This is a genomic window from Mesorhizobium sp. M0991, assembly GCF_040318915.1.
In the GTDB taxonomy this organism is placed as follows: domain Bacteria; phylum Pseudomonadota; class Alphaproteobacteria; order Rhizobiales; family Rhizobiaceae; genus Mesorhizobium.
The window spans coordinates 1-21,216 of the sequence record NZ_JAMYNE010000010.1 but is presented as its reverse complement, the minus strand read 5'-3'; the positions used below and the strand labels follow the sequence as shown (position 1 = coordinate 21,216).

Sequence of the window (21,216 nt, the reverse complement as noted above, 5' to 3'; positions counted from 1 at the left end):
GGCTTGCCCAAGCCTGGAGAGATTGGTTCAGTCGACGCGGTAACTGTAAACACAGCTCGAGGTGTGCTGAGATTCAGGTCAGGCCGAGCCGAAAATGGTGGCTTCCGAGAACCCGGAGCGGAGCGTACTTTTCGTACGTGAGCACCGGAAGCGCAGGAAGCCGCCGTTTGCAGGCCGGCATCACCTGAATATCAACACACCTTAGAACGGCAGCTTCATTCCCGGCGGGATCGGCAGTCCCGCGGTCAGCGCCTTGGTCTTCTCCTGCATGGTCTGCTCGACCTTGGTCCTGGCGTCGTTGTGGGCAGCGAGCAGCAGGTCCTCGAGAATCTCGACCTCGTCCTCCTTGAACAGCGCCGGGTCGATCTTCAGCGACTTCATCTCGAATTTGCCGGTCAGCGTCACGCTGACCAGGCCGCCGCCGGCCTGCCCGGTGGCTTCCAGCGTGGCGATCTCATCCTGCATGGCCTGGAACTTGGCCTGCATTTCCTTTGCCTTGCCCATCAGGCCAAGAAGATCTTTCATCGCACTGTCCTTTGCAGTTGGTGCTGGTTGTTCAGGTTTCGTCGTCGTCAGGCGGCGGCTCGACCGGCATTTCGGCCTCGGCCGCATCGGCTTCCGGCGCGTCGGGAATGCGCACGTCGATGATCTTGGCGCCGGGAAAGCGCGCCAGGATGGCGGCGACCGTCGGGTCGCTCTTGGCATCGAGGAAGGCGTTTTCGCGCTTTGTCGATTCCATCTCTGCCAGCGTCTGGCCGCCCTCCTCCCTCGACAGCGACACCAGCCAGTTCCGGCCGGTCCAGGCGCGCAGCTTGGCGGTCAAATCATTGAGCAGCATCTTCGGCGCATCGTCGGTCAGGCTGACGTCGATACGGCCGGGCTCGATGCGCACCAGGCGCACGCAACGCTTCACCAGCACCTTGAAGGCCATGTCGCGCTGGGCGTCGGCAAGGGCGACAATGTCTGCCAGCGATTTCACCGGCACCGGCGGCGCCTCGACCGCCGGCTCCGGCGGAGCAACGAAGTTCGTCGGCACGGGCTCGGCCTCGATCAGGCGCATCGTCTGCGCGCCGCCATTGGCCGTCGGCATCCGCGCCTGCGCCACGGCGCCGGCACCACCGCTTGCAGGCGCATGGTTTGCAGGGCCGGGGCTTGCCGGCGTGCCATTCACGCGCGGCGCGGCGCCCAGCAGGGTACCGCCGTTCTCCAGCGATTTCAGGGCCTCGTCCAACGTCGGCAGGTCGGCGGCATGGGCCAGCCGGATCAGCACCATCTCGGCGGCGCTGACCGGGCGGTTGGAGGTCTGCACCTCGGGAATGCCTTTCAAGAGCATCTGCCACGTCCGCGACAGCACCTTGACCGACAGCGTGCTGGCGAAATCGGCGCCGCGCCGGCGCTCGTCCTCGGACAGCGAGGCGTCGTCGACGGCAGCCGGCACGAAACGCAGACGGGTGACCAGATGGTTGAACTCGGCAAGGTCGGTCAGCACAGCGGCAGGATCGGCGCCCGTATCGTACTGCGCACGGAATTCGGCAAGTGCCGCGGCGACGTCGCCCTTCATGACATGTTCGAACAGGTCGACGATGCGGGCACGGTCGGCGAGGCCGAGCATGGCACGCACCGCTTCGGCGCTGACCGCGCCGCCGCCATGGGCGATCGCCTGGTCGAGGATCGACTGCGCATCGCGCATCGAGCCTTCGGCCGCGCGCGCGATCATCGCCAGCGCATCGTCTTCGACTTCGATACCCTCCAGACCGGCTATCCTGGCAAGGTCGGCCTTGATCATCGCCGCATCGATGCGCCTGAGGTCGAAACGCTGGCAGCGCGACAGGACCGTGATCGGCACCTTGCGGATTTCGGTGGTGGCGAAGATGAACTTGACGTGCGGCGGCGGCTCTTCCAGCGTCTTCAGCAGGCCGTTGAAGGCCTGGGTGGAAAGCATGTGCACTTCGTCGATGATGTAGACCTTGTAGCGCGCCGACACCGGGGCGTAGCGCACACGTTCGATGATGTCCCTGATGTCGTCGATTCCGGTATGCGAGGCGGCGTCCATCTCGATGACGTCGACATGGCGGCCTTCCATGATCGCCTGGCAATGCTCGCCGAGCACAGCAAGGTCGACGGAAGGCTGGTCGACCGTCGGTGTTTTGTAGTTCAGGGCCCGCGCGAGGATGCGCGCGGTCGTCGTCTTGCCGACGCCGCGCACGCCGGTCAGCATCCAGGCCTGGGCGATGCGGCCGGTGGCAAAGGCATTGGTCAACGTGCGGACCATCGGCTCCTGGCCGATCAGCTCGGAGAAATTCGACGGTCGGTATTTGCGCGCCAGCACGCGATAGGCGGCAGGCTTGTCCAATTTCCCGGCCTCGTTTCCGGCTTCGCTCATTCGCCCGTTAAGCTCCAAGGGCTGCCACTGGAGGCGGCCGATTCCTGCGCATAGTTTCGCCCGCACGGCTTGGCGCCGTCAATGTCGGGGCAAAAGGCGAAGAGGCGGGAGGCTGGAACAATGACCCGTTCCGGGCTCGTTAGGGCTGCTTCCTTCCGGACCTGACCCGGTTGGCGAGTGGACCGTCCACCACCAACCTCCCAGCCTCCATATCGGCAATCCGGCGATGAAATGCAAGTGCGGATGATAGAGGTCGTGAGCGACGACGACAGCTGAAACCAAAAACCCGCCTCGGCGGGCGGGTCGTTGGTGCGAATAATCACCATAGCGAGATTAGTAGCATAGCTGCCGGCACAAAGCAAGAACAAAATGTGGCCGTGATCAAAATTGTCGACCTCGGCGGGGCAGCGCCCAACCTGATGCAATTTGCCCGGGCCCTCACTTCTTCGCGCACAATAAGCGCCACGACGGCCAATGTTGCTTGCTGCCCCTTGCGGCCCTTCGGAAGCCGCTCTAGCGTCGATGGAGTTCAAAAAACGTCAAAAGTGAGGGAAACGCCGATGCTGCCGGGCCTCAAGGCCGGATTCACGCTTGACGCCCAGCTGGAAGCCGACAGCGAACAGCTGATGTGGCTCGGCCTGTGCGAATTGCGCGTCATGAACGACCGCCGCTGGCCATGGCTGCTGCTGGTGCCGCAGCGGCCGGGCATCGAGGAAATCCACGATATGACGCCGCTCGACCAGGCGATGCTGACCTTCGAGACCAACATGGTGGCGCTGGCGCTGAAGCGCGTGACCGGCTGCACCAAGATCAACACCGGCGCACTCGGCAACATCGTGCGACAGTTGCATGTACACGTCATTGCGCGCTCGGAAGGCGATCCCGGCTGGCCCGGCCCGGTGTGGGGGCACGGCCTGCGTGAGCCCTATCAGCGCTCCGACCTTCGCAAGTTTGCGGAAAAGATCAAGGCAGCGCTATAAGCCTCTCCCGTGTCCACCTTGAACCTTCCCGAGTCTGCATGAGCTTTCGCCTGTTTGACGCGCCCTTGCGCGAGCCGAGCCAGTTCGTCGGCTTCGCCGGCAACATTATCGACCGGCAGTCCGAAAACCGCGCCGATGATTCCGTCGAAAAGGCGCTCGCCGATCCCTCGGCGCGGCTTTTGCTGATGCGTGGCGGCCGGCTCTATTTGAAGCTTGCGCAAGGCGCATTCGACCCCTGGTTCGGAGCGGCCGAAAGCCGGCCGCTCGAAGCATCGCTCGAAAACGGCGTCCTGCTCGGCTTTTCCGAAAGCGGCCCGGTGCTGGCGGTGCCGGCCGGGGTCGAGCCCGAGCAGCTTCCCGAGGCGATCAAGGCGATCGACTATCGCTCGGTCTATATGCAGGGGCTGATCGACGAAGCGGCGGCCGGCGCGCTGGCGCAAGGGGCGGCGCTGCTCGCCTGGCATGCCAGCCATCGCTTCTGCAGCAAATGCGGCACCGAAGCCGAGATGCGGGCGGGCGGTTACAAGCGGCGTTGCCCGGCCTGCGGCACCGAGCACTTTCCGCGCACCGACCCGGTGGCGATCATGCTGACGGCAACGCCCGAAAAATGCCTGCTCGGCCGCGGCCGGCACTTCGGGCCCGGTATGTATTCGGCGCTCGCCGGTTTCATCGAGCCGGGCGAGACGATCGAGGCGGCGGTGCGCCGCGAAACGCTGGAGGAAGCCGGCATCCGGCTTGGCCGCGTCGTCTACCACGCCAGCCAGCCTTGGCCGTTCCCCTATTCGCTGATGATCGGCTGCTTCGGCGAACCGCTCAACGACGATATCCAGCCCGACCTCAACGAGTTGGAAGATTGCCGCTGGTTCTTTCGCGACGAGGTGCTCTCGATGCTGGCCCGCGAGCATCCGGGCGGCCTGGTGACGCCGCCGAAGGGGGCGATCGCCTATAACCTGATCCGCGCCTGGGCCGACAGCGCATAGCAGGATCGACATCGCAGGAGCAGAAAATGATCCGTCACACCGTCGTGTTCACGCTAAAACACCCGCCGCATTCGCTCGAGGAAAAAAGGTTCCTCGCCGACGCCAAGAGGATCCTCACGGCGATAAAGGGCGTCACGCATTTCGAGCAGTTGCGGCAGGTCAGCCCCAAGAACGACTACCGCTTCGGCTTCTCGATGGAGTTCGCCGACCAGCGGGCCTATTCCGGCTATAACGACCATCCCGACCACGTCGCCTTCGTCCGCGACCGCTGGATCCCGGAGGTCGCGGCGTTTATGGAGATCGACTACGTGCCGCTTGGCTGGGGCTGAGACTGGAAAGCGGCGCTCTAGAAAATCAATACCCCGCGTCGCGATCCACCACATTTTCCAGCGCTTCGCCGCGCTCGAAGGCGTCCATCTGGCGCAGCATGATCGGCGCCAGGTGGACCGGATCGGAGGTCGCCGCCGCATGCGGCGTCACGAACACTTTCGGATGGCTCCATAGCGGGCTGGTCTTCGGCAGCGGCTCGACCTCGAACACGTCGAGGCTGGCTTCCTTCAGCGTGCCGTCGTCCAGCGCGCGCAAAATGTCGGCGTCCTTCTGCAGCCTGCCGCGCCCGGCATTGATCAGCACCGAGCCGCCGAGCCCGTTGCGCTTGCGCAGCTCCTTCAGCACGCCGTAATTGATGATGCCGTGCGTCTGTGGCGTCAGCGGCAGAAGCACCACCAGGATGTCGGTGGCGTTTAGGAACGGGATCAGGCCGGCCTCGCCCGCGTAAGTCGAGACACCTTGCATCGGCCGGTCGCTGCGCGACCAGCCATTAACGGGAAAGCCGAGTGACAACAGCACCGATGCCGCCGCGCGGCCAAGCGTGCCGAGCCCCATAATGCCGACCGAGATGTCGCTGGCCGGCCGCTGCTGCGGTTCGTGCCAGATCTTCTTCTGCTGCTGGGCGCGGTAGAGCATGCCCTGGCGATGGTGGTCGAGCACCCGCCAGACGACGTATTCGGTCATGTACTGGGTCAGGTTGTCGGCCACCACCTTGACGACCGGTACGTCGGGCAAGGTGGGATCGGCGAAAATGTGGTCGACGCCGGCGCCGATCGAGAAGATGGCCCGCAGATTGGGCAGCGACGACAACAGGTTCGGCCGCTGTTTCCACACCACCGCATAGGTGATCGAGGGATCGCCGGCGCCATTCGGCTCGAGCACCACTTCGCGTTCCGCCGACAGCAGTTCGCGCCAGCGCAGCGGATGAATACCGGTGAGGGCAAGCAGTATGCGGCCTTTTTCCATTGCGGATTGTTTATCCCTTTTTACCAACAGCGTTCGCGTCCCAACGTGCAAGGGCGCGGCAGCGTTTTGATTTTGTGCATGATCTCTGGCGAAAATCTACTCGCTGACGATGCCGACCGGCGCCGTTTCGATCTTGAAGGCGGCCGAGATCAACGCCTTTGTATAGTCGGTCCGCGGGTTGCCAAAAATCTGTTCGGAAGGGCCGGCCTCGACGATCCTGCCATTGCGCATGACGATGACTTCGTTGGCCAGCGCGCGGATGACCCTCAGATCGTGGCTGATGAAGAGGTAGGCGAGGTCATGCTTGGCCTGCAGGCTGCGCAAGAGGTCGACGACCTGCGCCTGCACGCTCATGTCGAGCGCCGAGGTCGGCTCGTCCAGCATGACGAAGCGCGGGTTGAGCACCATGGCGCGCGCGATTGCGACGCGCTGGCGCTGGCCGCCGGAGAATTCGTGCGGATAGCGGTTGCGCGTCGCCGGATCGAGGCCGACTTCCTTCAGCACGTCGACGACACGCTCGTCGCGCGCATCGGGCGACAGTTTCGGCTCGTGGATCTTCAACCCTTCCTCGATGATCTCGGCGACCGACATACGCGGGCTGAGCGAACCGAACGGATCCTGGAAGACGATCTGCAGCTCGCGCCGCAGCGGCCGCATTTCGTTGAAGGACAGCTGATCGATGCCGCGTCCGTTGAACTGGATGGTCCCGGTCGACGAGATCATCCTGGCCAGCGCCAGGCCGAGCGTCGTCTTGCCGGAACCGGATTCGCCGACGACGCCAAGCGTCTGGCCGGCCCGCACCGTGACGTCGATGCCGTCGACCGCCTTCACATTGTCGACGGTGCGCCGGAAGAAGCCCTTCTTGATCGGAAACCAGACCTTGACCTCCTTGCCGACCATCACCGGCTTGGCGGTTTGGTTGGCCGCCGGCGGCTTGCCTTTCGGCTCGGCGGCAAGCAGATGCCGCGTGTAGGCGTGCTGCGGATTGGCGAATATCTCCTTGGTCGGGCCGGTCTCGACGATCTTGCCCTTGGTCATCACGCAGACCCGGTCGGCGATCTTCCTGACGATGCCGAGATCGTGGGTGATGAACAGCATCGACATGTTCTTGCGGCTTTTCAGGCCGGCGAGCAGTTCGAGGATCTGCGCCTGGACGGTGACGTCGAGCGCCGTCGTCGGCTCGTCGGCGATCAAGAGTTCAGGCTCATTGGCCAGCGCCATGGCGATCATGACGCGCTGGCGCTGGCCGCCGGAAAGCTGGTGCGGATAGGCGTCGAGCCGTTTCTCCGGTTCGCGGATGCCGACCTCGTGCAGAAGTTCCAGCGTGCGCGCCTTGGCTTTGCGGTCCCCCAGGCCCTGGTGCAGCTTTAGCACCTCGACGATCTGCTGCTCGATCGTATGCAGCGGGTTGAGCGACGTCATCGGTTCCTGGAAGATCATGGTGATCTTGTTGCCGCGCACCCGGCGCAGGTCCTTCTCGTCGGCGGCAAGCAGGTCGGCGCCGAGGAACAGGATCTTTCCCGACGGGTGGCTGGCGGTCGGATAGGGCAGCAACTTCAGCACCGACAGCGCGGTGACCGACTTGCCGGAGCCGGACTCGCCGACCAGCGCGACCGTCTCGCCCTTGGCGAGGTCGAAGGAGATATGGTCGACGGCGATCGACTGGTCGCCGCCTTGCGTGAAGGCGACGCTGAGGTCTTGTACGGAAAGGAGAGAGGCGGTCATGGCTCAATTTCCGCGACAACCCTGTCCAAGGCGGAAATTTCCGGTCGTATGATCGAAATTTTGGCTGCCATTTGAGGGGGAACGAGACGATTTGGCGCGATAGAATAGGTCTCTTTCAATCTCGTATCCGCAGTCAGAAATTGGGTGCAGCCGAAGTGCATCGCTGTGGAGAGATGGATCGCGTCCGGTAATCTCAAGGAAACGAATTCCGAACGCAACTGTGCTGCGTGCCAGAGAACCTCGCGAGTTACCGCCCCAATTGAGATGAAGGCGTTGCCGATTGATATATTGTCGTAGAGTTCGATCAGTCGCTCATTGTTCTTTCTCAAGGGATCGACCATCAACTCTGCGAGGACGATCTCACTCGTCGTCAGGAAAGGCTGCTTTCTGCCCCCGTTCAGTGAAATGACCTGAAGCAGTTTTTTTGCAAGCGCATCGTTGTTTTCAAAGGCATAGATGAAAATATTGGTATCGACATAAATCCGGACTGCAGCCATCAATCCTCCCACTCATCGCGGAGGGCACGAACACGCGCGACAGCCTCGTCGAGGCTTGTTCCCGGCGCGTTGGCCTGAGCATTCCGCATGAGTTCAAGCAATTGTTCGCGGCCAAGAGGCCTGTTGGCCTCCTCTTCCACTGTCACTTTGACCGAAGCGCTCGGAGCTATGCCTTTTCGCAGTTCATCCGGGAGCTTCGATGCCGGGTAGTGTTCAAGGATGACCCTATTCATAACCCTTTCCTTCCCCAACGCCTTGAGGATACGTCCGCTTTTGTCCGGATTGCCATTCTCGGGAATATAACATGCCGAATGCCAGCCCGCATCGCCCTCATCTGAACGTCTTGCGCGGATCGAAGGCGTCGCGCGTGGCCTCGCCGACGAAGACCAACAGCGACAGCATCAGCGAGATGACGACGAAGCCGGAAATGCCGAGCCATGGCGCGTTGAGATTGCGCTGCGCCTGCTTCAACAGCTCGCCGAGCGAGGCGGCGCCGGGCGGCAGGCCGAAGCCGAGATAGTCGAGCGAGGTCAGCGTCGAGATCGAGCCGCTGAGCAGGAAGGGCAGGAAGGTCAGCGTCGCCACCATGGCGTTGGGCAGCAGATGCCGGAACATGATGGTGACGTTGGACACGCCGAGCGCGCGCGCCGCATTGACATATTCGAAGTTGCGGGCGCGCAGGAACTCGGCCCGGACCACGCCGACCAGTGCCACCCAGGAAAACAGCAGCATCAGCCCGAGCAGGATGAAGAAGCCGGGCGGCAGGATGGCAGCAACGATCAAGAGCAGATACAGCACCGGGATGGCCGACCAAATCTCGATGAAGCGCTGGAACAGAAGGTCGGTCCAGCCGCCGAAATAGCCCTGCAAGGCGCCGGCCGCCACACCGATCAGCGCCGAGCCGGCGGTCAGGATCAGGCCGAACAGCACCGAGACCCTGAACCCGTAGATGACGCGCGCCAGCACGTCGCGGGCCTGGTCGTCGGTGCCGAGCCAGTTCCAGTTGCCGACGATGCAATTGGGGTCCGCCTCGCCTTTCGGATACTGGTTGCAGCGCGTTTTCTTGTCGTAGAGCCAGGACGGCTTGGTCGGTGCTGCCTCTGGAATGGAGTTGTTGACGGTCTGGTAGGAGTAGCGCACCGGCGGCCAGATCATCCAGCCATTGGCATTGATCTCGTCCTGGATGACCGGGTCGCGGTAGTCGGTGACCGCATAGAAGCCGCCGAACTTCTCCTCGGGATAGGCGACCAGGACCGGAAACAGGATCTCGCCCTTGTAGGAGGCGATGATCGGCTTGTCGTTGGCGACCAGTTCCGAACCCAGCGACAGCACGAACAGGAACAGGAAGATCCACAACGACCAGTAGCCGCGCCGGTTGGACTTGAAGTTCTGCAGGCGCCGCTGGTTGAGCGGCGACAGAAAGGGCCGCGCGATCCGTGCCGGCGCCGTTTCGGCTGTGGCCTGCGCCATCAGACGTCTCTCCGCTCGAAATCGATGCGCGGATCGACCCAGGTGTAGATCAGGTCGGACAACAGCCCGACGAACAGGCCAAGCAGCGAGAAGATGTAGAGATTGGCGAAGACCACCGGATAGTCGCGCTGCACCACCGAGTTGAAGCCGAGCAGGCCGAGCCCATCGAGCGAAAAGATGTTCTCGATCAGCAGCGAACCGGTGAAGAACGCCGAGATGAAGGCACCGGGGAAGCCGGCGATGACGATCAGCATGGCGTTGCGAAAGACGTGGCCGTAGAGCACCCGCCGTTCCGACAGGCCCTTGGCGCGGGCGGTGACCACATATTGCTTGCGGATTTCCTCGAGGAAGGAATTCTTGGTCAAAAGCGTCGTCGTGGCGAAGGCCGACAGCACCAGCGCCGTCAACGGCAAGGTCATGTGCCAGAAATAGTCGCCGATCCGCGCCGGCCATGACAATTGGTCCCAATTGTCCGAGGTGATTCCGCGCAACGGAAACCAGTCCCAGAACGAGCCGCCGGCAAACAGCACCATCAGCAATATGCCGAACAGGAAACCCGGAATGGCGTAGCCGACGATGACGACGCCGCTGGTCCAGACATCGAAGGTGGAGCCGTCCTTGACTGCCTTGCGGATGCCGAGCGGGATCGAGATCAAATAGGACAAAAGCGTGATCCACAGCCCGATCGAGATCGACACCGGCATCTTTTCCAGGATCAGGTCGAGCACCGATATGTCGCGGAAATAGCTGTCGCCGAAATCGAAACGGAGATAGTTCCACAGCATCATGCCGAAGCGCTCGAGCGGCGGCTTGTCGAAGCCGAACTGTTTCTCCAGCTTCTTGATGAATTCCGGATCGAGCCCTTGCGCACCGCGATATTTCGAGCCGACGTCGCCGGCCACATCGAAATTGGCGCCGCCGGCATCACCCCCGCCGCCGCCGAGGCGATCGCTGCCGCCCTGGTTGGTCAGCCTGGCGATGACCTGCTCGACCGGCCCGCCCGGAGCAAACTGGATGACGGCAAATGACACCGCCATGATGCCGAACAGGGTCGGGATCATCAACAGGATGCGGCGCAGTATATAGGCGCCCATCAGGCTCTCTGCCTCGCTTGTGCGAAAATCTCAGGCTTTGCCAATCTGTGCCGCCTTGTCTTTGTCGAACCACCACAACGTCTCGACCGGAAAGCCGTAATCCGGCTTCTGAGCGGGAAAGCCGAACATGTCCCAATAGGCCGCTCGGTGATTCGCCTGATAATATGTTGGAATCCAGTCGAGCCGCGCGCGCAAGACCCGATCGAGGGCATTGAGCGCGGTGACGAGTTCGATGCGGGTCTGCGCCTTGCCGGCTGCCTCGATCAGCGCGTCGATGGCTTTGCTTTCCGTACCTGGATAGTTGCGCATCCCCGGCGTTTTCGCCATCCGCGAAGCATAGAGGATCTCTAAACCGTCGGTGGTGGGCGTCGCCCCGATCAACCATGCGAGCATGTTGAAGTCGAAGTCGAAATTGCTCTGCCGCGCTTCAAATTGCGTCGAATCGACCTGCCGGACCGAAGCGTCGATGCCAATCGCCTTCATATTCTCGGACCAGGGCGCCAACATGCGAACCAGGCCCTCGTCCTCGGCCAGCATTTCCACCCGCAGCCGCTCGCCTTTATCGTTGACGACGAAATTGCCCGCTCGCTTCCAGCCGGCTTCGGCAAGCAGCCTCGAAGCCTCGCGCAGCAACTTACGGTCATGGCCAGAACCGTCGGAGACGGGTTGCATCACCGGTTCGCCAAAGGTCTCCGGCGGCAACTCGGCTCGAAATGGCTCCAGCAGTTTCAGTTCCTGGGGCGAGGGTAGGCCCTCGGCCTTGTAATCCGATCGTTCGAAGTTCGATTGCGAACGCTCGTAGGCGCCGAAAAACAGCACCCGCCTGGTCCATTCGAAGTCGAAGCAATAGGCGATTGCCCGTCTCACGCGTATGTCGCGGAATTGTGGACGGCGCTGGTTCAGCGCGACAGCCTGCATGGAGGGCGATTTCTCGCCGGGAAATTCCCGTTTGATGACCCTGCCATCCTTCAGCGCTGGAAAGTCGTAACCGGTCGCCCACACCCGCGATGTGAATTCTTCGCGAAAATGCGTGTCCCCTTTCTTGAAAGCTTCAAACGCTGCCTGGCGATCAAGATAGAAATCGATGCGGATGCGGTCGAAATTATTAAGCCCGCGGTTCACGGCCAGATCGCGGCCCCAATAATCGGCGACGCGTTCATATTCGACAGTCTGCCCGGCCGCGACCCGTCCCGCCCTGTATGGTCCGGAGCTAAGCGGTGGGGTTAACGTCGAGGCGTCGAAATCGTTGGCCGTGTAGAAGGCTTTCGACACGATCGGCATAACAACGATGGCGAGGATATTCTGCGCGGACTGTTGGCCGTTGAAGGCAAGGCTGACTGTAAGCGGATCGATTGCGACCGCATCCGTCATATGCCGCAGCGGTTGGGAAAGATTCGGATGTCCGCGCTCTTTGTAGAGGTTCAATGCGAAGGCAACGTCCTCCGCGGTTAGCGGCGAGCCGTCATGGAAGCGGGCTTGTGGCCGCAGGCTGAAGCGGAAGCCATTGCGGTCCTGCGACAAGGTAACGGATTCGGCAAGCAGGCCGTAGACCGCATCCGGCTCGTCAAGTGCGCTTGTCATCAGCGAATCGAAACAGAGCTCGGTGCGCGGCGGCGAATCCCCCTTCAACACCAGCGAGTTCAACGTGTTGAAAGTCAGGAAGCTTTGATTGAAGGTAGCGTTCGGCGGGGCGAAATTCATCCGGCCGCCCTTGGGAGCGTCCGGGTTGACATAGTCGAAATGCTTGAAATCCGGCGCGTATTTGAGATCGCCGAAGGCGGACAGGCCGTGCAGTTTCACGCCGGTCGGGATCGTGGCGAAAGCCCGGCCGGGCAGCCATGCAGCTGCCGCGGCGGCACCGCCCAGGGCGAGGAAGTAGCGACGGGGCAGCGCCGCCATCAATTGCCACTCTTGTATTTGGCCGCCAGCGCCTTTTCCTTGTCCGGATCGATCCACCAGGAATCCGTGTCCACGCCTAAATAGGCAGGCTGCTTTTCAGGCATGCCGAACTTGTTCCAGTAGGCCAGCCAGACCACCGGCCTATGCCATTGCGGCACGACATAGTAGTTCCATAATAGAACTCGGTCGAGCGCATGGGTGGCAGCAACCAGATCGTCGCGGTCGGTGGCGTAGATAACGCGGTCGACCAGCGCGTCGACAATCGGATCCTTAATGCCCATCAGATTGCGTGAGCCAGGTGCGTCGGCGGCTTTTGAACTCCAGAAGTCGCGTTGCTCGTTGCCGGGCGAATCCGACTGTGGGAAGATCCCCGTCACCATGTCGAAGTCGAAGCTGCGGGTGCGGTTCACATATTGACTGGGGTCAACAATGCGAAGTGCGGCATCAATACCGATCTTTCGCAAATTATCGACGTAGGGATTTGCGATGACTTCGTCTGTCGGGTCCCGTCCCAGGATCTCCAGCTTGAATTGCTGGCCCGTTTGGGCATTGACCATTTTGCCGCCCTTGATGACCCAACCAGCCTTGGCGAACAGGTCGACCGCGGACTTCAGGTATTTACGCTCCGCCTGCGGCGTGTCGTAGACCGGCAGTTTGAATTCCTCGGTGAACACTTCAGGCGGCAGCTTGTCACGATATTGCTCGAGAATCTCCAGCTCCTTGCCTTTCGGCAGGCCGCTGGACGCCAGGTCGGTGCCCTGGAAATAGCTGCTCGTGCGGGTGTTAAGACCGAAGAACAGCGTACGATTCATGCTTTCGAAATCGAGCACGTCGGTCAACGCCTCGCGTATGCGTCGATCCTGAAACTGCGGACGTCGCAGATTAAGCGCGAAACCCTGCATCGGCTCGGGCGACTCGGTCTTGAACTCCCTCTTGATGACGTCGCCTTGCTTGATCGCGGGAAAGTTATACGCCGTCGACCAGCGTCTGGAGCTGTTTTCCGCGTTGATGTCCTCAAGCCCTCCCTTGGTGAATGCCTGCCAAGCTGCATTCTCATCGAGGATGTAGGTGTACCGCTTCGTGTCGAAATTCTCTCGGCCGATCTTCACCGGCAACTTGGCGGCCCAATAGTCAGGCACGCGCTGCCATACAATTTCCGAACCTGGCTTGAAGCTGGCGATCTTGTAGGCGGCCGAACCCAGCGGCGGCTCCAGCGTCGGCCGGGTGACGTCGCGCTTCTTGCCGTTGGCGTCATTGCCTTCCCACCAGTGCTTGGGCAGTACGACGAGATCGCCGAGAATCTTGGGCAGTTCGCGATTGCCCTTCTGGCTGAAATGGAACTCGACCTCTCGATCGGAGATTGCGACCGCATCGGTAACGTTCTCGAAATAACGGCTATATTGCGGGCTGTTGGCCTTTAGCACCTGGAACGACCAGATCACGTCGTCGACGGTAATCGGCTGACCGTCATGCCACTTCGCCCGCGGATCGAGCCGGTAGGTCGCCGAGGAATAATCGGCCGGATATTTATAGGCTTCAGCGACCAGCGAATGGCTGGTGCTGCCTTCGTCGGTCGCCTGCTCCATTAGCGTGTCGTAGAGCAGACCGCCGCCAAAAGGGACGAAGCCAGCGGCGGCAGAACCCTGGACGATGTAGGGATTGAAGCTGTCAAACGTGCCGGGCGCCACCGAATTCAGCGTGCCGCCCTTTGGTGCATCTGGATTGACATAATCGTAGTGTTTGAAATTGTCGCCGTATTTGGATTCGCCGATCAGCGACGAGGTCGTGCGCCATTCGTCCGCGAAGGCCGCCTGCAGGCCGCCGGCAAAAGCAGCCAGCATCAGCACCGATTTCAGAAGCGTCCGCGCTCGGCCAACCGTCATGCGTTCTCCCCTTCGCGATATAGCGCCGTCACCATAGCGTCTGGGCCCAATCTAGATCATTTGGCGCCGCTGAAAACCGCAACCGAGCGGCTTTGTCGTCGCATATGCATTTTTCCTAACGAAAAAGCCGGGCTGAACCCGGCTTTTTCAAGGATTATGTCATTACAGTTTTGTTATTTTGCGGGTGCGGCCGGAGCGGCTGGCGCCGCGCCTTCTGCCGGCTTGGCAGGGGCTGCACCTTCGGCCGGCTTGGCGGGCGCGTTCTCGGCCGAGGCGCCGGGTGCCGGCAGCGGCTTCGGATTGTCCGACAGCGTGCGCAGATAGGCGATGACGTTGGCGCGGTCCTCATCTTTCGGCAGGCCGGCGAAGCCCATCGCCGTGCCCTTCACGAACTTCTTCGGCGAGGTGATGAAGTGGTTCAGGTTGTCGTAGGTCCACTTCTCGCTGCCGCCCTTGGAGAACTCTTTCATGCCGGCAGAATAGGCAAAGCCCTCATGCTCGGCGACCGGACGGTCGATGATGTCCCACAGATCGGGCCCGACCTTGTTGGGGCCGCCCTTTTCGCCGGAATGACACGCCTGGCATTTCTTGAAGATGGCGGCGCCGGCTTCGGCGTTGGCGGTGGTCAGCAGCTCGGCGATCGGCTTGGCCTCCGCGGCGGGAGCGGCCGGGCCGCCTTCGGCGGGCTCGGTCGCCTCGATGGCGAAGCCGGGCTTTTCCGGCGCTGGAGAGGCAAACAGCGCGTCGGACACGATGCCAACGGAAAAGACAATGAACACGGTGCCGAGGAAAGCGGCGAGCAGCTTGTTGACTTCGTTGGAATCCATACGCCCCAGGCTCCCTTTTCCGGCGGACCGATCCGTCCACTCCGTCCGTCGGTATCGTGAACCACCCTGCGAGGCGGTCAAATCGCGCGGAAACTAGGTCTTTTGCTCCGGCGTTGCAACACCTATAAGGGCGCTGCCAGTGAGACCTTTTGCCACTTTTGTCCTCCTCTTTTTCGAGCCCCTGCCCGCCTCATGTCCACGCTCATCCTGATCCCGGCCCGCATGGCCTCGACCCGCCTGCCGGGCAAGCCGCTGGCCGACATTGCCGGCACTCCAATGATCGTCCACGTCGCCCGCCGCGCCGCCGAAGCGGGGCTCGGCCGGGTGGTCGTCGCCACCGATACGCAAGGCGTTGCGGAGGCGGTGCGCGCGCATGATTTCGAGGCGGTGATGACGCGGGCGGACCACGAAACCGGTTCCGACCGCATCTTCGAAGCGCTGACCATTCTCGACCCTGGCAACAGCGTCGAGACGATCGTCAATGTGCAGGGCGATCTGCCGACTATCGACCCCCTTATTATCGGCGCCGCGCTGAAGCCTTTCGAGGACGCTGCGGTCGATATCGCCACGCTCTGCGTCGAGATCGTCCGCGACGAGGAAAAGACCAATCCGAATGTCGTCAAGCTGGTCGGCTCGCCACTCTCGGCGACACGGCTCAGGGCGCTCTATTTCACCCGCGCCACCGCGCCCTGGGGCGAAGGCCCGCTCTACCATCATATCGGCCTCTATGCCTATCGCCGCGCCGCACTCGAACGCTTCGTTGCGCTGAGGCCGTCGCCGCTGGAGCGCCGCGAGCGGCTGGAGCAATTGCGGGCGCTGGAGGCCGGCATGCGCATCGATGCGGAGATCGTGCAGTCGGTGCCGCTTGGCGTCGATACGCCGGACGATCTCGAACGCGCCAGGGCGCTCCTTTCCAACTAAGAAATTCTTCCCCAATTCCCGAGACTCTGCGCATGCCTGAAAAGACCAACAAAATATCCTTCCAGGGCGAGCCGGGCGCCAATTCCGACACCGCCTGCCGCAACATGTTCCCGTCGATGGAGCCGTTGCCGTGCCCGACCTTCGAGGACGCCTTCAACGCGGTCGAGACCGGCAAGGCCGATCTGGCCATGATCCCGATCGAGAACACCATTGCCGGCCGCGTCGCCGACATCCATCACCTCTTGCCGGAATCGAAGCTGCACATCATCGGCGAATATTTCCTGCCGATCCACTTCCAGCTGATGGTGCTGCCCGGCGTCAGGCGCGACGAGATCAGGACCGTGCACAGCCACATCCACGCGCTCGGCCAATGCCGCAAATACATCCGCAAGAACGGCTGGAAGGCGACGGTTGCCGGCGACACCGCGGGCGCCGCCAAGATGGTCGCCGCGATGAAGGACCGCACCATGGCCGCGCTGGCGCCGGCGCTGGCCTCGACGCTCTACGGGCTCGACATCATCGAGGAGAATGTCGAGGACACCGACAGCAACGTCACCCGCTTCGTCGTGCTGACTAAGAACAAGCAATGGGCCGAACGCCCCTCGGCCGACGCCAGGATGATGACGACCTTCATCTTCCGCGTCCGCAACGTGCCGGCGGCGCTCTACAAGGCGATGGGCGGATTCGCCACCAACGGCATCAACATGACCAAGCTGGAAAGCTACCAGCTCGGTGCGTTTACAGCGACGCTGTTCTACGCCGACATAGAGGGCCATCCCGACGATCCGCTGGTGAAGCTGGCACTCGACGAGTTGCGGTTTTTCTCGCGCGAGATGCGCATACTCGGCGTCTATCCCGCCAGCGCCTCGCGGGAGCAATGGAAGGTGGCGGATTAGGATCCGGTCAGGTCAGGCCGAACTTGTTCTGTTTGGCCGGCTTGCCGCATTCGCGGCGGCTGATCGACCGGTTCATGGCGTCGATCTTGCCGCTTGCCTGGTCGGCGTCACGCTTGGCTTTTGAGCGCGTGTCCGGCGTGAACGGGCCAAAGCCCGTCGCCGGGTTGGAGAAGGACGGCTTGGCGTCCACCGGCAAATGATATTGCTGCGCCAGGCCGTTTCGTTGCGCCAGCAATTGATCGCAAGGCACCTTGTCATATAGCAGCGAGGACTGGACGTTTTCGTCCTGCCGTTCGGACATCGAATTGCCGACGCAGCCGGCCATCGCCAGGCAAGACGCCAAGACCATCATGTTCCAGCGCATGAACGTGCTCCTTGTCTTTCGCAGCTGCCGCGCTCCTGCGCAGCGGCAGGAGTCTTAGCCAGATTTTACGCTGCCGGAAAGCAAGCTTGCCACTACGGCCAGCCCTTCGACCGGTTCGCGGCGATCCTGCCGGATAATCGTTGCCTGCAGCGACAGGACCGAAAAGCCGTTGGCGTCCAGAACCCGCTCTACATAGCTTTGCGAATGCGCGTAGCGGCGGGACGGCAGCAAGGCGAAATCGCCGCTGCCAGACGAGTCGCCGCCGGCGAGCGTCTCGACGGAGAACGCAAACAAACCGCCGCCGGCAAGCATTCCGGCAATCTTATTCACCACCTTGTCGAGTGCGCCGACATAGATGAACACATCGGCCGCCGTAACCAGATCGGCTTTCGGGCCAGAATAGGAAAACTCCTGCAGGTCCGCCTTGACGAGCAGATCGTAGACACCCTTGGCGCGCGCCTGCCTCAGCATGCCGGCCGAGATGTCGTAACCCTCCAGCCGATCCGCTATCGGCCGCAGCTTCTGGCCCATGAGGCCGGTGCCGCAGCCGAGATCGAGCACCAGCGAAAACCGGCCCGCCCGTGCTGCCCGGATGGCGCGGTCGAGGCATTCGGGCAGACGATAGCCGAGCCTGTCGACCAGCTCACCCTCGAAGCTCCCGGCATAGTGGTCGTACAGCGTCTCGACAAAGGCGCTGGGCGGCGCCTGGGCCGCCGCTGTCCTGCCGATCAATTGCAGCTTGAGCACCGCGCCGAGCCTGTCCGCCGGGTCGAGCCGCAGTGCCGTCGTCCAGGCCTGCGCGGCGAGATCGGGCGCGCCCGCCGTCTCCTGCATCTCGCCGAGGCGGAACCAGCCGGCTGCCCATTGCGGCGCCAGTTCGAGCGCGCCGAGCAGCAATTCCGCCGCTGCCGCATGATCGCCGGATGCATAGAGCATTTCGGCATAGTCGGCGCGGCGGTCGGCGGTCAAATCGCCGGACGAGGTCTGGAGCGGTTTCATTGTGATCGAGTTCCGCCGGGTGTTGCAGCCGGCTTGCGCTCTATGCTGGAGTCAGCAGTGACTTACAAAAGGCTTCCCGCGCCGGAATTAGCGCCTATCTTGGGGCCATGCGCGCCAGCGACCTGCTTCATCCCCGGCCGGAAGGGCTGTATTGCCCGCCCGGCGATTTCTTCATTGACCCGGTGCGGCCGGTCAACCGGGCGCTGATCACGCATGGCCATTCCGACCATGCCCGCTCCGGCCACCGCTCGGTGATGGCGACGCAGCAGACGCTCGACATTATGGGCCTGCGTTACGGCGAAGGTTTTGCCGGAACGACGCAAGCCGCGGTGCTCGGCGAGACGATTGCGCTTGGCGGTGTGGCCGTCAGCTTTCACCCGGCCGGCCATGTGCTGGGCTCGGCGCAGATCAAGGTGGCGCATCAAGGTACGTGCATCGTCGCGTCCGGCGACTATAAACGCCAGAAGGACGCGACCTGCGAGCCGTTCGAGCCGCTCAAATGCGACGTCTTCATCACCGAAGCGACGTTCGGCCTGCCGGTGTTCCGCCATCCGCCCGATAGCGAAGAGATCGCCCGGCTGCTGAGATCGACCGAGCAGTTTCCCGAGCGCACGCATCTGGTCGGCGCCTATGCGCTCGGCAAGGCGCAGCGCGTCATGCGCCTGCTGCGCGATGCCGGCTACGAAAAGCCGATCTACATCCATGGCGCGCTGGCCAAGCTCAGCGAGTATTACCAGAGCCAAAATATCGATCTCGGCACATTGGAACCGGCGACCGTCGAGACCGGCCAAAAAAGCGACTTTGCCGGCGCCATCGTCGTCGGCCCGCCATCCGCCTTCGCCGATCGCTGGGCGCGGCGTTTTCCCGATCCGATGTCGTGCTTCGCCTCAGGCTGGATGCGCATTCGCCAGCGCGCCAAGCAGGGCGGCGTCGAGCTGCCGCTGATCATCTCCGATCACTCCGACTGGGACGAACTGACGGCGACGATCAAGGAGACCGGCGCGGAAGAAATCTGGGTAACGCATGGCCGCGAGGAGGCGCTGGTGCGCTGGTGCGAACTCGAAGGCATCGCCGCCAGGCCACTGCATCTCGTCGGTTATGAGGACGAGGGCGATTGATGGCAATTGTTGAACCACCAATCGCGGGCGCCGCGATCCTTCACACCCCCCTCTGGGGTGTGACAGAGCGCAAACCTATCCTGTTGGCGCCCCTCCCATGAACCGCTTCGCCGAGCTTCTCGACCGTCTCGTCCTGACGCCGTCGCGCAATGGCAAGCTGACGCTTTTGACCGACTATTTCCGCAGCGTCGAGGATCCGGATCGCGGGCTGGCGCTGGCGGCCATCACCGGCGATCTGTCCATCGCCGCGGTCAAGCCGGCGATGCTGCGCACGCTGGTGATCGAGCGCATGGATCCGGTGCTGTTCGGCTATTCCTACGACTATGTCGGCGATCTGGCCGAGACCGTGTCGCTGGTCTGGCCGCAAGCGCCGGTCGATATTGCGAACCACGAGCCGACGCTGGCCGAGGTGGTGGCCAAGCTGCAGGCGGCGAGCCGTTCCGACGGGCCGCAAGTGCTGGCCCGGCTGCTCGACAGCGCCAGCACTTCGGCGCGCTTCGCCATCATAAAGCTGGTCACCGGCGGCCTGCGCATCGGCGTCTCGGCGCGGCTGGCCAAGCAGGCGCTGGCCGATTTCGGTAAGGTCGATATCGCCGAGATCGAGGAACTCTGGCACGGGCTGACGCCGCCTTATACGGCGCTGTTCGCCTGGCTGGAGGGCAAGGCGGAAAAACCCAGGAAAACGGCGCTGGCGCTGTTCAGGCCAGTGATGCTGTCGAATGCCGTCGGTGACGGCGATCTCGAAAAGCTCGACCCGGCCGACTACGCGGCCGAATGGAAATGGGACGGCATCCGCGTCCAGGCGGTTTGCGAAGGCGGCATTCGCCGGCTCTATTCGCGCACCGGCGACGATGTCTCCGGCGCCTTTCCGGACCTTGCCGAGGCGATGGATTTTTCCGGCGCCCTCGACGGCGAGCTTCTGGTCGGTGACCCCAGGCAGGCGACGGGCACCTTCTCGGACCTGCAGCAGCGGCTGAACCGCAAGAGCGTGTCACCCAAGATCCAGCAGCAATACCCGGCCTTCATGCGCTGCTACGATGCGCTGCAGATTGGTGACGAGGATGTGCGGGGATTGCCCTTCCGCGAACGGCGCGGCCGGCTTGAGGCCTTCGTGAGGACACTCGATCCGAGTCGCTTCGATATCTCACCACTGGTCGAATTCACCGACTGGCAGGCGCTGGAGGAATTGCGCCGCAAGCCGCTGCATCCGGTCATCGAAGGCGTCATGCTGAAGCGCTGGGATTCGCCTTATGTGGCCGGGCGGCCGAAGGGTCCGTGGTTCAAATGGAAGCGCGATCCGCACACGGTCGACGCGGTGCTGATGTATGCCCAGCGCGGCCACGGCAAGCGCTCGAGCTTCTATTCCGACTACACATTCGGCGTCTGGTCCGGGCCGGAAGGATCGGAGGAGCTGGTGCCGGTGGGAAAAGCCTATTTCGGCTTCACCGACGAGGAACTGAGGCAAATCGACAAATATGTCCGCGACAACACGATCGAGCGCTTCGGCCCGGTCCGCTCGGTGCGTGCCGACCGCAGGAACGGGCTGGTGCTTGAGGTAGCCTTCGAAGGGCTCAACCGCTCGACGCGGCACAAATCCGGCGTTGCCATGCGCTTTCCGCGCATTTCGCGGCTGCGCTGGGACAAGCCGGCGGCCGAAGCCGACCGCATCGAGACTCTGCAGGCGCTGCTCGATAGTTAATGCATGTCGCGCAAGGTGTGCAGCGGTTTTGCGATGACGACATGCGTCAAAACAAGAACCTAAAGCGTGTCGCATGAGGCAGGTCGAACGCGACGTGCTTTAGAGCGGTTCCCCCTTTGACGGAATCAAAGGGGATTCCAGATTTATCTGTTTTGTGATTCAAGATGCTGGCTGGAGTGGAGGCC

At 62.6% G+C, this 21,216-nt stretch carries 20 protein-coding genes and 1 other RNA gene; 7 read left to right on the top strand and 14 right to left on the bottom strand.

Annotated elements, in window-relative coordinates; translation table 11 throughout:
- Window positions 1-201 precede the first annotated feature (201 nt).
- The 3 genes from NKH70_RS16270 to ffs all read right to left on the bottom strand — a co-directional run bounded on the left by NKH70_RS16270 (window position 202) and on the right by ffs (window position 2,584).
- Complete coding sequence (locus NKH70_RS16270) at window positions 202-525, bottom strand: YbaB/EbfC family nucleoid-associated protein (protein WP_292662242.1); 324 nt, start codon at window positions 523-525, stop codon at window positions 202-204.
- A gap of 31 nt (window positions 526-556) precedes the next feature.
- Window positions 557-2,383 carry a DNA polymerase III subunit gamma/tau gene (locus NKH70_RS16265; protein WP_352721725.1) on the bottom strand — a complete coding sequence of 609 codons (1,827 nt, stop codon included), beginning with the start codon at window positions 2,381-2,383 and terminating at the stop codon, window positions 557-559.
- Window positions 2,384-2,487: 104 nt separating this feature from the next.
- Window positions 2,488-2,584, bottom strand: an RNA gene (gene ffs, locus NKH70_RS16260) — signal recognition particle sRNA small type.
- A 359-nt stretch (window positions 2,585-2,943) separates the two neighbouring features.
- Between ffs and NKH70_RS16255 the strand changes: the two genes are divergently transcribed.
- From NKH70_RS16255 to NKH70_RS16245, 3 genes are read left to right on the top strand one after another with little or no spacing between them, the layout of a single operon-like run.
- Window positions 2,944-3,363 carry an HIT family protein gene (locus tag NKH70_RS16255; protein WP_023676868.1) on the top strand — a complete coding sequence of 140 codons (420 nt, stop codon included), beginning with the start codon at window positions 2,944-2,946 and terminating at the stop codon, window positions 3,361-3,363.
- A 38-nt stretch (window positions 3,364-3,401) separates the two neighbouring features.
- A complete protein-coding gene (gene nudC, locus NKH70_RS16250; RefSeq protein ID WP_352721723.1) occupies window positions 3,402-4,343 on the top strand; it encodes an NAD(+) diphosphatase in 942 nt (313 codons plus the stop codon).
- A 26-nt stretch (window positions 4,344-4,369) separates the two neighbouring features.
- Window positions 4,370-4,672, top strand: coding sequence for a Dabb family protein (locus NKH70_RS16245; protein WP_292662251.1), 303 nt, complete (start codon window positions 4,370-4,372; stop codon window positions 4,670-4,672).
- Window positions 4,673-4,697: 25 nt separating this feature from the next.
- Here the strand turns inward: NKH70_RS16245 and NKH70_RS16240 are convergent, their stop codons facing one another.
- The 9 genes from NKH70_RS16240 to NKH70_RS16200 form a co-directional block, all read right to left on the bottom strand.
- Entirely contained in the window at window positions 4,698-5,639 is a 942-nt protein-coding gene (locus NKH70_RS16240; protein WP_352721722.1) for a 2-hydroxyacid dehydrogenase, read from the bottom strand.
- Between the two features lie 96 nt (window positions 5,640-5,735).
- Window positions 5,736-7,364: an ABC transporter ATP-binding protein gene (locus NKH70_RS16235; protein ID WP_352721720.1), complete on the bottom strand. Its 1,629-nt coding sequence runs from the start codon at window positions 7,362-7,364 to the stop codon at window positions 5,736-5,738.
- Window positions 7,361-7,861: a type II toxin-antitoxin system VapC family toxin gene (locus tag NKH70_RS16230; protein WP_352721718.1), complete on the bottom strand. Its 501-nt coding sequence runs from the start codon at window positions 7,859-7,861 to the stop codon at window positions 7,361-7,363. Before NKH70_RS16230 ends, NKH70_RS16235 begins: the two co-directional genes overlap by 4 nt.
- A complete protein-coding gene (locus tag NKH70_RS16225) occupies window positions 7,861-8,094 on the bottom strand; it encodes a hypothetical protein (protein ID WP_236379202.1) in 234 nt (77 codons plus the stop codon). Before NKH70_RS16225 ends, NKH70_RS16230 begins: the two co-directional genes overlap by 1 nt.
- A 97-nt stretch (window positions 8,095-8,191) precedes the next feature.
- Window positions 8,192-9,331 (bottom strand): ABC transporter permease, encoded by a 1,140-nt coding sequence (locus tag NKH70_RS16220; RefSeq protein ID WP_292662261.1) that lies wholly within the window; start codon window positions 9,329-9,331, stop codon window positions 8,192-8,194.
- A complete protein-coding gene (locus NKH70_RS16215; RefSeq protein ID WP_292662264.1) occupies window positions 9,331-10,425 on the bottom strand; it encodes a microcin C ABC transporter permease YejB in 1,095 nt (364 codons plus the stop codon). Before NKH70_RS16215 ends, NKH70_RS16220 begins: the two co-directional genes overlap by 1 nt.
- A 30-nt stretch (window positions 10,426-10,455) precedes the next feature.
- Window positions 10,456-12,324 carry an extracellular solute-binding protein gene (locus NKH70_RS16210; protein WP_352914384.1) on the bottom strand — a complete coding sequence of 623 codons (1,869 nt, stop codon included), beginning with the start codon at window positions 12,322-12,324 and terminating at the stop codon, window positions 10,456-10,458.
- Window positions 12,324-14,207 (bottom strand): extracellular solute-binding protein, encoded by a 1,884-nt coding sequence (locus NKH70_RS16205; RefSeq protein WP_352914387.1) that lies wholly within the window; start codon window positions 14,205-14,207, stop codon window positions 12,324-12,326. Before NKH70_RS16205 ends, NKH70_RS16210 begins: the two co-directional genes overlap by 1 nt.
- Window positions 14,208-14,380: 173 nt before the next feature.
- Window positions 14,381-15,034 (bottom strand): c-type cytochrome, encoded by a 654-nt coding sequence (locus NKH70_RS16200; protein ID WP_352467475.1) that lies wholly within the window; start codon window positions 15,032-15,034, stop codon window positions 14,381-14,383.
- 192 nt (window positions 15,035-15,226) lie between these two features.
- Here NKH70_RS16200 and NKH70_RS16195 point away from each other — a divergent pair, with 192 nt between their 5' ends.
- Together NKH70_RS16195 and NKH70_RS16190 are read left to right on the top strand one after the other, a co-directional pair.
- Window positions 15,227-15,955 (top strand): 3-deoxy-manno-octulosonate cytidylyltransferase, encoded by a 729-nt coding sequence (locus NKH70_RS16195; protein ID WP_352721714.1) that lies wholly within the window; start codon window positions 15,227-15,229, stop codon window positions 15,953-15,955.
- Between the two features lie 32 nt (window positions 15,956-15,987).
- Entirely contained in the window at window positions 15,988-16,851 is an 864-nt protein-coding gene (locus NKH70_RS16190) for a prephenate dehydratase (RefSeq protein ID WP_023717847.1), read from the top strand.
- A 7-nt stretch (window positions 16,852-16,858) separates the two neighbouring features.
- Here NKH70_RS16190 and NKH70_RS16185 read toward each other — a convergent pair whose 3' ends face one another.
- Together NKH70_RS16185 and NKH70_RS16180 are read right to left on the bottom strand one after the other, a co-directional pair.
- A complete protein-coding gene (locus NKH70_RS16185; RefSeq protein WP_352721710.1) occupies window positions 16,859-17,215 on the bottom strand; it encodes a hypothetical protein in 357 nt (118 codons plus the stop codon).
- Window positions 17,216-17,269: 54 nt separating this feature from the next.
- Window positions 17,270-18,214 carry a class I SAM-dependent DNA methyltransferase gene (locus NKH70_RS16180; protein ID WP_352721709.1) on the bottom strand — a complete coding sequence of 315 codons (945 nt, stop codon included), beginning with the start codon at window positions 18,212-18,214 and terminating at the stop codon, window positions 17,270-17,272.
- A gap of 107 nt (window positions 18,215-18,321) precedes the next feature.
- On the opposite strand from NKH70_RS16180, the gene NKH70_RS16175 reads away from it, so the two are divergent.
- Both NKH70_RS16175 and NKH70_RS16170 read left to right on the top strand, forming a co-directional pair.
- The gene (locus tag NKH70_RS16175) at window positions 18,322-19,332 is read left to right on the top strand and encodes a ligase-associated DNA damage response exonuclease (protein WP_352721707.1); all 1,011 of its coding nucleotides are present in this window, start codon (window positions 18,322-18,324) and stop codon (window positions 19,330-19,332) included.
- 97 nt (window positions 19,333-19,429) lie between these two features.
- Window positions 19,430-21,031 carry a cisplatin damage response ATP-dependent DNA ligase gene (locus NKH70_RS16170; RefSeq protein WP_352721706.1) on the top strand — a complete coding sequence of 534 codons (1,602 nt, stop codon included), beginning with the start codon at window positions 19,430-19,432 and terminating at the stop codon, window positions 21,029-21,031.
- Window positions 21,032-21,216: the final 185 nt, after the last annotated feature.